Source organism: Paramicrobacterium humi, assembly GCF_900105715.1.
Classification (GTDB): domain Bacteria; phylum Actinomycetota; class Actinomycetes; order Actinomycetales; family Microbacteriaceae; genus Paramicrobacterium; species Paramicrobacterium humi.
Genome location: NZ_FNRY01000001.1, coordinates 447,077 through 460,548 on the forward strand (window position 1 = coordinate 447,077; position 13,472 = coordinate 460,548).

8 protein-coding genes are annotated in these 13,472 nt (G+C 69.4%); all 8 read right to left on the minus strand.

Annotated features, from left to right (window positions below; translation table 11 throughout):
- Positions 1–8: 8 nt before the first annotated feature.
- The gene (locus BLV49_RS02250) at positions 9–521 is read right to left on the minus strand and encodes a DUF6121 family protein (RefSeq protein ID WP_091179406.1); all 513 of its coding nucleotides are present in this window, start codon (positions 519–521) and stop codon (positions 9–11) included.
- Positions 508–1,080, minus strand: a complete 573-nt coding sequence (locus BLV49_RS02255; RefSeq protein WP_176980693.1) for an FHA domain-containing protein — start codon at positions 1,078–1,080, stop codon at positions 508–510. Before BLV49_RS02255 ends, BLV49_RS02250 begins: the two co-directional genes overlap by 14 nt.
- Positions 1,067–3,472, minus strand: a complete 2,406-nt coding sequence (locus tag BLV49_RS02260) for a transglutaminaseTgpA domain-containing protein (protein WP_091179411.1) — start codon at positions 3,470–3,472, stop codon at positions 1,067–1,069. The genes BLV49_RS02255 and BLV49_RS02260 overlap by 14 nt, the downstream gene beginning before the upstream one ends.
- Positions 3,469–4,755, minus strand: coding sequence for a DUF58 domain-containing protein (locus BLV49_RS02265; protein ID WP_091179412.1), 1,287 nt, complete (start codon positions 4,753–4,755; stop codon positions 3,469–3,471). Before BLV49_RS02265 ends, BLV49_RS02260 begins: the two co-directional genes overlap by 4 nt.
- Complete coding sequence (locus BLV49_RS02270; RefSeq protein WP_176980694.1) at positions 4,752–5,720, minus strand: AAA family ATPase; 969 nt, start codon at positions 5,718–5,720, stop codon at positions 4,752–4,754. Before BLV49_RS02270 ends, BLV49_RS02265 begins: the two co-directional genes overlap by 4 nt.
- A 23-nt stretch (positions 5,721–5,743) precedes the next feature.
- Positions 5,744–11,044 (minus strand): Ig-like domain-containing protein, encoded by a 5,301-nt coding sequence (locus BLV49_RS02275; protein WP_143033933.1) that lies wholly within the window; start codon positions 11,042–11,044, stop codon positions 5,744–5,746.
- A 105-nt stretch (positions 11,045–11,149) separates the two neighbouring features.
- Positions 11,150–11,878: a hypothetical protein gene (locus BLV49_RS02280; protein ID WP_434061448.1), complete on the minus strand. Its 729-nt coding sequence runs from the start codon at positions 11,876–11,878 to the stop codon at positions 11,150–11,152.
- Entirely contained in the window at positions 11,866–13,470 is a 1,605-nt protein-coding gene (locus BLV49_RS02285) for a serine/threonine-protein kinase (protein ID WP_245723503.1), read from the minus strand. The genes BLV49_RS02280 and BLV49_RS02285 overlap by 13 nt, the downstream gene beginning before the upstream one ends.
- Positions 13,471–13,472 lie beyond the last annotated feature (2 nt).

The following is a 13,472-nucleotide window of genomic DNA, read 5'->3' on the forward strand; positions in this document are numbered from 1 at the left end:
ACTCGGTTTCACTTCTCCCACGGCCACAGCGGGCGGCCCGGCTTGTTGCCGCGTGTGGCGAGCACGACGGCGAAGAGCACGTGCACGACGAGCGCGAGAATTCCCGCCGTCCACGCGTACGGGCGCAGCAGCTGGTGCCCGCCGAACAGCACGAGCTCCACGAGCTGGGACTGTTCGAGAGCGCGCAGCATCGCACCGATCGCGACGTAGGCGAGCGTGGCGCAGATGCCGGTGACGACTCCGGCGCCGAGCGGGATGCGCGCGGTCGTGAAGCCGTGCTCCGTGTCGTGCACGTGGCGGATGGCGACGCCGGCCAGGCGAACGGCGACGATGACGAGGGCCGATCCGGACATCGCGGGGCCGACGAGCAGGCCCGTGTTCTTGGTGTCGATGACGTCGGTGTCGGTGACGAGGCTGATCACGCCGAACGAGGCGACGAGCAGCGCGAGGTACAGCACGACCGCGAATGCGGCGAGCGCGAGAGAGACCAGGCGGGGGTCCCCGCCGTCAGAGCCCTCCATCGCTATCCCCGGGTGCGAGGGTGGCGAGCACGGTACCGAACAGGATGCCGCCGCCGGCGTACGCGGCCGTCGCGACGCCGGGGACGCACACCGTCTCGCGCTGGGCGAGGTCGACGATGTTCGTGCCGTTCGTGGAGCCGAGGTCGGTCACCCACACGCCGCCGCGGGAGAACTGCACGACCGCGTGCGTCTTCGAGACGCTGCGGTCCCCGAGCGGGACGAGAGCGGCATCCGGGTACCCGTCGTGCGGGCCGGGGTCGCGGCCGACGAGGATGCTGCCCGTCAGCGCCACGCGCTTGTCGCCGGGGAACACCAGAACCGGTGCGTCAGCAGCATCGACGTTCTCGGGCGGGGCGGGCGGCGCCGGCACGTGCCGCTCCCCCGCCGGGACGGTGTCGAGCTCGGCCTGCATGCCGGGCGGCATGCCGATGAAGCGGCGCGGAGCGGCTGGCCGCTCGTCAGTCGACGGCTCGGCGGCGGGAAGAGGCGGGCGCGGCGGAATGGGCCGGCCGTTCCAGGTGGCCGGCTGCGTGTTCTCCGTGCTGTCACTGGAAGCCATCGCGTCTCCTTCGCCGCGCATCGGAGCGCGCCGCACGCCGGCGGGCGCGGCTCACGCGGAACCGGCTGAGCTGGCGTCGCCACCAGCCTACCGCGCGGCGTGCATCGCGGGACTGCGCGTCGGCGTGCTGCCACAGGGCGTCGACGCGCTCGTCGGGCAGGGCGTCTCCGGCGAAGACGGCGGCGTCGGCATCGAAGGCGAAGCCGTCGAGGGTCGCCGTGCCGGCGGCATCCGTCTGGCGCTGTTCGGCGAGGGAGCGCGCGATGCCCGTGCGGGTGACGGGTGGCACGCGGTAGCCGAGCTCCTCGTGGCGGTCGAGGAACTCGTCCCACGCTCCCGCGGCGCGCGCGTCGGCGGTCGCCGCCCGCCGACGGCGCTTCGCGCGGCGCGCCTTCACCGCCGCGATGACGAACAGCGGGACGAGGTAGAGCAGCAGGAGCCCGCCGACGACGCTTATCGACCAGATCGCCCACGCGGGAAGGGCGAAGGCGTCCTTCTTGTCCTTGTCGTCCTTGTCGTCGATGTCGCTGTCGGTGAGCAGGTCGTCCTGCTTCTTCTCGGTGCGCGGCGGCTGGCGCACTTGCGGCTGCGGCTCGCTCTGCGGCTTCGGGTTCTGGTCTTGCGGGATCTCGGTCTCGTCGGGGGTCGGGTAGAACGGAATCCAGCCAACGCCCTCGAACGGCACCTCCACCCACGCCGTGACGTCCTCGCCCGTGACGGTCGTGGGACGGCCGTCGACGACGTTCTCGGGGGCGAAGCCCATGACCACGCGCGCGGGGTAGCCGAGGCTGCGGGCCATGAGCGCCATCGCCGACGCGTACTGCTCCTCGTCGCCGATCAGCTGAGAGCGCGTGAACAGCTCCTCCATGCGGTCGGCGCCGTGGCCGGAGCGGGAGGACGCGGCATCCGTCTCGAGACCGTGGCTGAGGTAGCCGTTCGTGACGAGCGCAGACTCGATGGCGCGCAGCTGGTCGATGGGCGCCTTCGCGCCGGCGGAGTACTCGGTCGCCTTGGCGACGACGATGTCGGGCACGTTCTCGACGGGCGGCATCGACACGTTCGCGACCGGCACGTCTTCGAGCTGCTCATCGCCGGGCACGGACTGGATGCCGCTGCGCATGCCGTACGCCGTGTCACCGTCGACGCCGTCGATGAGCACGGCCGCCGACGTCGACGCGTTGAAGCGGAAGCCGGTGGAGTGGCTGCGGTCGAGGCCCGTGAGGTCGATGGACTCGGGAACGCCGACGGTCGGCAGCCACGCGTCGTGATAGCCGAGCACGTCGACCTTCACGCGGCGCTCGTCGACGATCGTCGCGAGCGGAGCCTTCGGCAGCGTGCGGCCCGCGAGCTCGAACAGTCCGGAGCCGTCCGTCGCGAGCTCGGGGCCTGCGACGTTCCACAAGTGGCCGTCGTAGCTGTCCATGACGGCGAGGCGGATGCGGTCGCCCGGCCGCAGACCGGTGACCTTCAGCAGGTCGGTCTCGTTGAGGGTCTTCGTGTACTCGCGGAACGACGAGAGCGGGCTCGGGTAGGTCTGCGGGTCGAACGGCGGCTGCACGTTGTCGCGCAGGACGAAGCGCGCCTCGGTCGCGGGCGTGAGAGCGGATGCCGCTGCGCCCCCGACCAGCACGGCGGCGACGCCGATCGCGGCGGTGCCGAGCACGCGGGCGCGCAGCAGGCCGCTGCGCTCCGAGAGGCTGATGTTCTTGCCTTCGGGACGGCGCCAGCCGAGCCAGATGAGCGCCCCGACGGCGAGAACGACGCCGCGCACGCCGGGCAGGAACGGTTCGGCGGTGCCGAGGAGCACCGTTCCCGCGAACACGATGACGGGAGCGATCAGCAGCATGGCGCAGCGCCAGAGCGTGCGGTAGCGGGTCGGCAGCCAGCGCAGCGCGAGCACGCCCGTGACGGCGCCGGCGGCGACACCGAGCACGTAGGGCAGCACCGCGAGGCGCGCGGGCGCCTCGACGGGAACGCCGAGGGTGACGACGTCGGTCCAGCCGAACACGGCGCCGAGCGCGAGGTCGCGCAGCGTGTCGACGGTCGGCAGCACGAACCACAGCGCATCGTTCGGCAGCGCGAGAACGCTGCCGAACAGCACGTAGGCGACGAACAGCCCGAGCACCGTCGTGATGGCGTTCGCCCGCAGCCGATGCGAGAGATACGCGACGCCCGCGCCGACGAGGAGCCCGCCGACTCCGGCGACGAGATGACGGTAGCCGCCGAACACCGGGGTGAGGCCGAGCATGCCCACGACCAGCAGGCCGCTGATCACGCCGAGGTCGACCCACGCCTGCGCCCGCACCGTCCCCGGCGTGCGCGGCGGCGCGGTGCGCCGAGGCTTCGTCGTGCGCGCGGCCCTGTTCTCGCGACGCGTTCGCTGCTCGCTCACTGCGCCCTCGCCATGATCTTCGGCAGGTCCGTCAGCTGGCCGATCGTGTAGACCTGCAGTCCCGCGACGTCTTGCACGCGCGGGGTGCTGCCGTGCGCGATGCGGAGTGCGACGACCGTGAGCTCGCCGCCGAAGAGTCGCTGGATGCTGCGATAGTCGGCGGGCTCCATCTGCGAGCCGGCGACGATCACGAGCACGCTCGGGTCGGGCAGACGCTTCGTCGCCTCACGGGCGAACATGCGCGCGTGCTCGTCGGTGTCGACGCCGTCGATGCGGCAGCAGTCGTCGAGCATGGCCTGCACCGTGTGGGTGCGCAGCAGCATCCCCTCGGTCACGACGCTGATCTGGGTGGCGTCGCGGATCACCTGGGAGGCGATCGACGCGGTCACCGAGATCGCCATCTCGAACTCATCGTCGGAGGCGTAGTAGCGCCGGTTCGAACTGTGGATGATCGTGAGCTGCGAGCGGCGGGACTCCTCGAACTGGCGCACCATCAGCTGACCGGTTCGGGCGGAGCTGCGCCAGTGCACGTAGCGCACGTCATCGCCGCGCACGTAGTCGCGCAGCGCGTGGAACGCCATGTCGCTGTTGGTGATCTTCTTCGTCACCTGGCCCTCGAGGTCGCGCACGAGCCCCGCGGCCGTCGGGTGCAGTCGGGTGGTGCGCGGGTGCACGAAGAGCTCGATCGGGTCGGTCCAGTCGACGCTGCGGCGGAACAGGCCGAGCCGGTCGCCGCGCACGGAACGCGCGGGGCCCGCGATGATGACGGCGCGCCGTTCGGTCGGCACGGCGAAGAGCTCTTCGGATGCCGCTCCCGTCTCGAGCGCGGGCACGCCGAACACGGCGAGCCCGGCGCCGACCGGCAGCTCGAACGTCGTCGCGAGCGAGGTGCGCTTTGCGGCGTTCGTGACGATCATCTCGCCGATGGCGCGTTCGCCGACGGTGACGCGGCGCGGGTTCAGCCGCACCGACACCGTGAAGCGGGCGCGGCCGATGATGAAGAACGCGGCGATGACGAACGCGGCGACGAGAGTGGCGCCGAGGAAGATGAGCTCCGACCAGCCGAGCGCGCGCCCGGCGGCGAGAAGCACCACGCCTGTCACGGCGACGAGCCAGCCGGTCGCGCTCACGGTCGCGAGGATCGGGTTGACGGCCTTGGTGACCGGGACGATCAGGGTCGAGAGCCGGTTTCCGATGAAACGGGTCGTCGTCGCCGCACGATCACGCACCGACGACGGCGGATGCGTCGTCGGGGCGTTCTCGATGTCGGGGGCAACGGTCATGCGGCGCGGTAGGCGGGAGGAGTGATCGCGAGAAGGATGCGGTCGATGATCTGCTCGGCGGTGATGCCCGCGAACTCGGATTCGGGGTCGACGATGAGGCGGTGCGCGAGCACGGGCACCGCGAGCGCGTTGACGTCGTCGGGGGTTGCGTAGGTGCGGCCCTGGCTGAGCGCCCACACCTTCACCATGCGGGCGAGCGCGAGGCCGCCGCGCATGCTGACGCCGAGCGCGACGTCCTTGTCGGTGCGCGTGGAGACGAGGATGTCGGTGATGTACTCCATGATCGACCGCTCGACGTGCACCTGGGAGGCGAGCTCGATCATCGCGTTCACCGATTCGGCGTTGATGATGGGCGCGACCTTCGCCGCACGTGAGCGGTTGGCGGCATCCATGAGGAGATCGACGCTCGTGTCGCGATCGGGGTATCCGAGGGAGGTCTTCACGAGGAAGCGGTCGAGCTGCGCCTCGGGGAGCTTGTACGTTCCTGACTGCTCGACGGGGTTCTGCGTCGCGATGACCATGAACGGGCTGCCGACCGGGTGGGTCTCGCCGTCGACGGTGACGAGTCCCTCTTCCATGACCTCGAGCAGCGCGCTCTGGGTCTTCGGCGAGGCGCGGTTGATCTCATCGGCGAGAACGATCTGCGCGAAGATCGGGCCCTTGTGGAACTCGAACACGTGCGTTGCCTGGTTGTAGATCGTGACGCCCGTGACGTCGCTCGGCAGCAGGTCAGGCGTGAACTGGATGCGCGAGCTCGTGCCCTCGAGCGTGTTGGCGAGCGACTTCGCGAGCACGGTCTTGCCGGTTCCGGGATAGTCCTCGAGCAGCACGTGGCCGCCGGTGAGCAGCGACGAGATGACGAGCCGGATGATCTCCTGCTTGCCGACGATCGCCTGGTCGACGTTGTCGACGAGGCTCGTGAAGGCGTCCTTGAACCAGTCCGCCTGCTCTTGCGTGATGCTCACCCGTGTGGTCTCCTGCTCGATTGTCAATTCTTATGCCAGCCGTTGCCGTAAGTACCGGACGCGTCCTGCCACGTTCCCGTGATGTTGACCTGTGCCCGCTTGGATTCGCCGTTGTAGCCGTCATAGCAGTTGGCGTCGCCGCTGAAGTTGCCCTCGCCGTCGAGCCTAAGCGCGACGGTGCGCCCGTCGGCAGTGCCGTTCGGGATGCGCTGCTGCTGGGTGTCCTTCTCCCAGTGCTCGTTGTTGCTTCCCGGTCCGATGCACTTCACGGTGAATCCCTGGTTGGCGTAGTCCACGTAGCCTCTGACCTCAATGTGGTAGTAGTACGCGGTGAACGAGCCCTCTCGGAAGGCTCCTCGGGAGAGCTCAATCGATGTCGGCGGCTTCTTCTGCAGCGAGATGGCGCTCGAGGACGATGCCCAATCGCTGCAGCCGGCGGGCGAGCAAGCCTTTACCTGGAGCCGGTAGCTTCCCGCTCCCGCGTTCCCCACCGATGCGGATGCCGTCCCGGGCCCTGGCTTGTCCGATGCCGTCACGTTCCCGTCTTTAAGGATCTGCCACTCGTATCCGGTCAGCTTTCCGCCCTTGTCAGCTGGCTCCGACCACTGTCCGCTCACCGTCGCACCCTCGTACTTCGACGATGACTTCATCGCGCCAACAGACGGCTTGCTCGGCACGCCGTAGGAGACGGCGCTGTTCGCCGGCGACTGCACACTGTCGCCGACCCCGTTGGTGGCGAACACCCGGAAGGAGTACGTCTTTCCGTTCGTGCCGCCGAAGTTGCAGGCGACGCCGGGCGAGCAGTTCTTGCGGGTGCCGTCGTCGCGCACGACGGTGTACGAGGTGATCTCGGAGCCGTTGTTCGCCGGCGATCCCTTCACCGTCACGGCGATGTTGCTGTCGCTCGCGCTGAGCGCCGGGGCGGGTGGTGCGTCGGGCACGTCCTTCACGACGAGGGTGATGCGGGCGGAGGAGCGGCGGTTCTCTTCGCCCGTGGCATCCTGAATCGTGTAGATGACGCTGATCGTCTGGCTCTTCGCCGCACCGGTCTTGACCGTCACTATCGTGCCGTTCGTGCTGACCGTGGCGTCTCCGCTGTCGAGCGTCGCGGTCACGATCGTGAGCTTCTCGCCGGGGAACGGGTTGAATGCGCCCTCGAGCGCGTTGATCGTGTAGCTCGTGCCCTTGCGCGCGTCGTTGTTGGCCTGGTCGACGGCGCGCGGCAGCGGCCGTGTCGACGCGACGATGGTGACGGTGGCCTGGATGGGCACGTCGAACTGCTTGAACCGCATCGTTCCGGCGAGTGTGACGGACGTGCCGGGTTTGACGCCGAACGGGGCCGAGACGGTGAGCTCGGAGCCGCGCAGAGCGGACTGGATGCCGTTGCTCTGCCCGGCCATTCCGCTGTAGGTGAGCTGGCTCAGCACGTCGGGGTTGGGGTGCGAGCTCGCCGATCGCAAGTCGAAGCTCATGGCGTCTTCACCGGCCTCGATCTGGATCGTCGGCGGCGTGAACGTGGGGGCGACGTCTTCGAAGTTCGGGTCGCCGACCGTGATCGGCATGACGAGGATCTTCGTTCCCGTCGACGTGCCGTCGGTCACTTCGAAGCTGATCGACGCGGGTCCGCGGTAGTCGGCGGCGGGTGTGAAGCGCAGCGTCTTGTCGTTCACGAAGCCGGACTCGCCGTTGCTGCGCGTCGCCGAGACGCCCTTCGCGCCCGTGATCGAGATCGCCTTGCCCGACGGCGAGAAGGCGACGTCGTCGAGGTTCCACTGCTTCGTGGAGTTCATATCGACGATCTGCTCGGGCAGGTTCTCGCGCAGGCGCGGCGGCTGCCCGTCGGAGTACGGCGGCACCACGATGAACGCGGCCGAGCTGAGGTTGTCCTGCTCGTTGGTGAGCCGGAAGGTGATCGCCATGCGCGCGTCGCCGAGCGTCACCCGCACGGTGCCGTCGTCGAGGATCTCCGCGTTGTCGGCGTTGGGCCCCTCGAGGCTCGGCACGAGGTCGGCGACCGTGCCGCCGGGGTTGGTGGCGCCCGAGAACACGTCGATGTCGACGGTCTCCTTGCCGATCACCTCGTCCTGCTCCACGATCTGGTCGGCCACACCGGGCGGCTGGATCGTGGCGTCGTTCGTCACGCGCACCATGACGTAGGCGGAGTCGAAGCCGCCCTTCTCGTTGCGGATCGTGTACCGCAGCGCGAACGTCGTCTCCTCGTCCGGCGCCTCTACGATGATGCTCTTGCCGTCGACCGTCGCGACGACGCCGTCAGGCACGTCGGCGACCTTGTCGTCAAGCGAGAACGAGTACTGGTTCGGATCGGAGTCGTTCTTCAGAACGGGGACCGATGCGACGCGACCGGGACGCACTTCGATCGTGTCGTCGACGGCGACGGGGTTCATCGCCTGCGCGGGCCGGTCGATGACCGCGATCTTGATCGTGCCGACGGCGGTCGCGCCGAGAACGTCCTTGACCTTGTAGGTGAACGTGTCGGTGCCGAGCTCGAGGCTGCCGGCGACGTAGGTGAAGCTCTGGCTCTGCTCGTTGCGCACTTCGCCGAGCAGCGGCGCGCTCGCGAGCCCGTCGTACTGCACGGAGTCACCGTCGGGATCCAGCCCGTCGAGCGGAATGTCGATGTCGACGGAGCTGCCCGCGAACACGCGGGTGGTGAGCGTCTTCGCCGTCGGCGCCGCGTTCGTGTCCTTGTTCATCGCGACGACGGTGAAAGTGACGGATGCCGTGGCCTTCTGCCCGTACTCGTCGATGACCGTGTAGACCGCCGTGTACACGCCCGGGTCGGCGGGCGCCTGGTAGCGCACGGTGTCGTCGGTGACGAACGCGAGCCCCTCCTCGGTGCCCTGCGCGAGCTTCTGGTCGAGCGTCATGAGGGCGTTGTCGGGATGCACGTCGTTGTCGAGCACGGGAACGCTCGTGATGTCGCCCACGCGCACGCGGACCTGGTCGTCGGCCGCGATCGGCGCCTGGTGCTTCGACAGCGGCGGCACCATCACGATCGTGACGGTCGTCGTCGCCTCGTTCTTCCCGTCCGAGACCGTGTAGGTGAACTGCACCTGCCCGGTCACCGCTTCCGTCGCAGTCACGCGGATCATGCTCTGCGTGAGCAGCTCGATCGACAGCTGCGCCGCGTCGCCGGTCGCCTCGACCGACTGCACGGCGAGAACGCTGCCCGTCGGCGACACGTCGTTGTCGAGCACGGGGATCATCGCGGGCTCACCCGGTCGCACGTAGCCGGTGTCGCGCACGGCGATCGGCGCGAGGTCGGCGTCCGCCTTCTCCGTCACGTCGAGGCGGATCAGGCCGATGCTCGTGCGTTCGCCCGCGCCGAGCGAGTACTTGACGTAGAACGTGCCCGCCTTGCCCGCGGAGGCGGTGATCGTGCCGTCGTCGCTGTTCACGGCGATCGACACGGAGCCCTGCAGCGACTCCGCTCCGAGAAGGGTGAGCTGCTCGCCCGATGGCGAGAGGTCGTTGTCGAGCGGGAGGATGTCGACGGCCTCGCCGACGAATGTGTGCGAGAAGTCGGGCGTGCCGACGGGGTTCGACGATCCGGCCGACTTCACGTCGAGCGTGAACGAGCCGGTCGCTGTGGCGCGCCCGTCCGAGACGGTGAAGACGATGTCGCGGGGCCCGAGCTGACCCGAGGTGTGCGTCACCGTCACGGTGCCGTCCGGCTTGAACCGCACGCGGTCGCCCGCGTCGGACGCCGCCGACTCGAGGTAGATGTCGTCGCCGTCAGGATCGATCCAGTCGGCGAGCGCGTTGTAGGTGATCGTCTGGCCCGCGTCGACCGCCGTCGCGCCGACGCGCGTCGACTCGGGCGGGGAGTTGTCTTCCTCGGGCCGGATCGTGACGCTCACCGATGCTTCCGCGATTCCGCCGGGCCGCCCGTCGCTCACGGTGTACCGGAACGAGAACGTCCCGGCGCCGAGGTCGCTCGTGGGCGCGAACTGCAGCGCGCGCCCGCCGTCGATGTACTCGAGCGTCCCCCACTGGTCGCCGAAGCCCTTCGTGTCGATGATCGTGAGCACGTCCCCGTCGGGGTCGGAGTCGTTGTTGAGAAGCGGAAGCACCGTCGTACGGCCCGGTCGCACGCCGAACTCGTCGTCGTGCGCGAGCGGCGGCCGGTTCTGGTCGGTGCGTTCCGCGAGGGTGTCCTCGAACGACTGCACAGACGCCTTCTCGTCGCCTTCCTCGCCGTCGTCCTCCTGCGGCGGCGTCACGTCCTCCCAGTTGTGCACGAGGCGCATGTCGGCGGCGACGAGCCAGGCGTCGCCGTTCTGCAGGTTGTTGAGGGCGATGACGTCGCGGTTCACGCGGAACACGAGCCGCGCCCCGACCGTGCTCGGCTCGATGGCCTCGTACTGCGCCTTGTCGCCGTGGCATTTCGCTAGGTACCGGCTGCCGGTCGCCCACGCCGCGTGCCAGCAGCCGGCGAGGTTCACGGGAGCGGCGACGTCGGCTTCCTTCTGCGCCTTCGCACGGATCTTCGCGTCGACCTCGGTCACCGTGTCGCCGGTGAGCGGAACGGCCATGAGCGAGCTCGCGCCGGAGACGAGCACATCGTCGGCGTCGTCACCCGGCTGCTGCAGCATGAGTCCGGGCGACGGAAGCGCGACAGCGTCGTGCCCCGGCACGATGACGGAGTTGCCGTCCTCGTCGAAGAGCACGGGCTGCTCCCCCACCGCGGTCAGCTGAAAGTTCTCGAGCTTCGGGATCTCCTGCTCGCTCGGCGTTCCGCCCGAGACGGGGTAGGTGTAGAGCGTCCCCTTCTTGGCGGATGCCGCGAAGACGGTGCCCGTGCGCGACACGGCGATCTGCGCGTTCTTGCCGAGCTTCGCGAGAGCGGGGTTGTCCACGGTCGTGAAGTCGAGTCCCGTCGCGACGTTCGTGATCCACAGGTTGCCGTTGTCGGGCGCGAGCACGGCGAGCCGTGTGCCGCCGAACGCGAGCTCGGCGGCGGGCGGCAGGTCGGCGCGATTGCCGAGCGTCGTGTAGGCGGGGTCGATGCTCTCGACCGTCGACGCCGCCCTGTCGTGCAGCAGAACGGTGTCGCCGTTCTGGAAGACGTCGATGTCGTTCGCGACGGTCGAGACCGAGGAGTCGAGCTCCTCGATCTGCATGTTGATGCGTCCCGCGAGCAGCTCGTGCCCGTTCGTGACCCACACGTCGCGGGCGTCGAGGTCGACGTCGGAGGCGGGGTAGCCGGGGTGCAGCACGGCGAACGTGACGGGAATGGCGATGACGAGTGCCGCTGCGACCACCGAGGCGGTGATCTTGCGCTCGCGAAGCCATGCCGTCATGCGCTTCACTGTTCTACCGTCCCCCGCGCGTCCCTATGATTGTGCCTGTTCAGAAGGCATAAGCCGCAGGCTACCGTAGCACGCCAAGCTTGACGCGCGAGAGCGTCACACGCTCGTGCTGCTTCGGGCGTTCGCCGCCGCCTCCTGATCGAGAAGCACGACGTCGTCCGGGTTGACCATGCGCGTCGACACGGCGTACTCGACGAGCCGCGCGCGCCGGTTCGTGGCGAGCTTCCCGCGCCCGCCGCGCAGCCCGGGCACGCCGATGCGGTCGAGCTTGTCGCACACGTTGTCGAGCTTGCGGTTGAACGCCGTCTGCGTCCAGCCCAGCCGCTCCGCCGCCTGCGACGACGCAGGGATCTCGCCGCGGCCGGGCGAGTTCTGCCGCAGCACGTCCTCGGCGAGGGCGAGGATGAGCAGGCGCTGGCTGCTCGTGAGCTGGATGGGACCGATCGTCGTCTCCCCCGGAGCGACCGAGGTGAGCGGTGACGTGCCGAAGTACTGCGCGTCCGTGTGGATCGTGAAGTCGTACGTCGTCGAGCCGGCGCTGAACAGCACCTGCAGCTCGCCGAACACGATCGGCAGCCGGGCGCCCGGCGCGAGCCACGCCTGCACCTGGCCCGTCGTATCGGTCACCGTCGCCGACAGCGCGTTTCCGACGTTGATGAGCCAGAACATCGCCGACTCGAAGCCGATCGCGAGAAACCGGCGGTGCAGAAACGGGTTGTCGTCGATCGTGAGGTCGCCTTCGCGGCCGATGTAGAACACGTCGTCGGGGCTCACGTCGTACCATTCACCGCAGAATTCGATGCGAGGGGCGTTCACGACGTGCACATCTCCAGGGGTTCGGTCGAAGTCTTGCCGTTTTGCCGGCTGATCGAGACGGACACACATACCTTATCGTGCCCCGTGAGCCCGGTGAGCGTGAGCGTTGTCTCCTGCGTGGGGTGCTTCTGCCCGGCATCCGGCCCGTCGAGCCGCTGCCACACGTAGCTGTCGCCTTGGCGCGGCTCCGGGTTCGACCATTCGAACGTCACGCTCGAGCCGTCCTCCGCTACCGTCACGCGCTCCTGCTCCGGCGCCGGCACGTCGGTGATGATGATGGGCGCTCCTGTCGACGTCTTCGTCGGCTCCGGCCCGCTCGTCGATCCCAGAATGACGGATGCCGCGACGCCGCCGGCGATCACGAGCACCGCCGCCGCGCCCACGATGCCGCCGACGAGGCGTCCCCGCGAGCGCTTCGGCGCGGGCGCGGCGTCCGACTCCCCCGAGGCGTCCACCGTCTTGGGTCCCGTGCGCACGGTGGAGCTGGAGTCCGGCTGCGGGTTCGCCTTGGGCGTGATCGGCCTCGGCCGGATCCGCGTCGCGTCCGGCTCGGGCGTCTGCGCCGCGACGCTCGGCACGCCCGAGCGGATGACGGTGGCGTCGGCGTCCTTCGGCGGGGCCGCGGGAGCGGAGGGCATGACCGTGACCATGGGCCGCACGCGGGTCGCGTCCTCGTCGCCCGGCGTCGCCTGGGGGCGCGCTTGCGCGAGGTTCGGCACGTCAAGCGTCGTCGGCGCGAACGAGAGCTCGAGCTCCACGCGCTGCAGCGACCGGCCGAAGTCGATGGCGGAGTCGAAGCGGTCGTCGGGTCGCACGGCCATGCCGCGCCGCAGCACGCTCAGCAGCGAGTTGGGAACGTCGGTGCGCTCGAGCGGCGTGATGGCGCCGCGCTCGATCCGTCCGATCAGGTCGATGGATCCGTTCGGCTGCCCCGGAACCTCGAACGGCGAGCGGCCGGCGAGCAGCGTGTAGACGGTAGCGGCGAGCGAGTAGACGTCGCTGCGCACGTCGCCGGCGGGCGCGTCGTCGAACATCTCCGGCGGCGACCATGGGATCGAGAGGCCGAGCGAGCGGTCGTCGCCGGCCGTCCCGGCGTCCGGCGTCACGTCGGGGTCGACGACGGCCGAGATCCCGAAGTCGGCGAGGGCGGGCCAGCCGTAGGCGTTCGTGAGCACGTTCGCGGGCTTGATGTCGCGGTGCAGGATGCCCGCCGCGTGCGCTGTCGCCACGGCGCTCGTGACGCGGATGCCCGTGCGCAGCACGTCGGCGACGGTGAACTGCCGGTACCGGTACTGCTGCGACAGGCTCGGACCCGGGCAGTACTCCATGACGAAGAACGGCCGCCCGTCGGCGGCGACGGCGGCGTTGTAGATTGTGACGATGTAGGGGTGCGCCGACAGCTGCGCCATGAGGTTCGCCTCGTCGACGAACGCGGCGCGCGACTCGTCCGTCACCTCGTCGAGCGCGAGCACCTTCACGGCCACTTGCCGCTTCGGCAGCTCCTGGCTGTACAGGAACACGTCGCTGAAGCCGCCCGAGCCGAGGAGCCGTTCGGCGTGCAGTCCGGGAATCTGCGGCGGCTGGGCTGCGGCCCGTGGCACGC

What these genes read in the sequence shown, in the direction of transcription:
- BLV49_RS02255 (WP_176980693.1), bottom strand. Translation starts at nt 1,080, where the DNA reads ATGGCTTCCAGTGACAGCACGGAGAACACGCAGCCGGCCACCTGGAAC.
- BLV49_RS02265 (WP_091179412.1), bottom strand. Translation starts at nt 4,755, where the DNA reads ATGACCGTTGCCCCCGACATCGAGAACGCCCCGACGACGCATCCGCCG.
- BLV49_RS02250 (WP_091179406.1), bottom strand. Translation starts at nt 521, where the DNA reads ATGGAGGGCTCTGACGGCGGGGACCCCCGCCTGGTCTCTCTCGCGCTC.
- BLV49_RS02275 (WP_143033933.1), bottom strand. Translation starts at nt 11,044, where the DNA reads ATGACGGCATGGCTTCGCGAGCGCAAGATCACCGCCTCGGTGGTCGCA.